Origin of the sequence: Metapseudomonas boanensis (assembly GCF_018704125.1) — a bacterium.
Taxonomy (GTDB): Bacteria; Pseudomonadota; Gammaproteobacteria; order Pseudomonadales; family Pseudomonadaceae; genus Metapseudomonas; species Metapseudomonas boanensis.
Window position 1 is genome coordinate 1 of sequence record NZ_JAGTIS010000065.1, and the last position, 520, is coordinate 520.

Consider the following 520-nt stretch of genomic DNA (forward strand, 5'->3'; position numbering starts at 1 on the left):
TCGTCTATCAAGCTTAACTCATTGAATCTCAAGGAGTTTTACTTGGCGACTGCGCCGGAAGAGGTGCGCATTATAGGGATCCAAAACGCGCCGTCAACACTATATTGAAACTTTTTTGTCATCCCGCTGAATCGCCCAGTACTAACCCGTCACGTCATACATCCCCGGTCCATCTATTGAACATCGAAGGAGGTAGATAGCACCCTGCGGTTCACACCGCAGCTAAAGGCAGAGACGACCAGTCAGATCGTCGAGCGCGGTTATTCAGCGCCGAAAACTACCGCACGACTCGGAGTTTCGCCCCATGGTTTCCGCAAATGGGTAAAGGCAGTTGCTCCTGGTAGGTTCGAAAGCAGACCTGTGAAATGGTCGAAGCCTAAGGAAACCCTGAATAAGACTTCCTATTTCTGGTGAAATACGCCGATCCCGTTGCCCGAGTTTTTCGATGAAGCAAATGACCTTCGCCGACGCCGAGTACGCCGGCAAACGCAAGCAGACCCGCAAGGAGCTGTTCCTGATC

1 protein-coding gene is annotated in these 520 nt (G+C 51.7%); it reads left to right on the plus strand.

The genetic code is table 11. From position 1 onward, the window contains the following. Nucleotides 1–204: 204 nt before the first annotated feature. Nucleotides 205–414: a transposase gene (locus tag J7302_RS27005; protein ID WP_215381788.1), complete on the plus strand. Its 210-nt coding sequence runs from the start codon at nucleotides 205–207 to the stop codon at nucleotides 412–414. Nucleotides 415–520 lie beyond the last annotated feature (106 nt).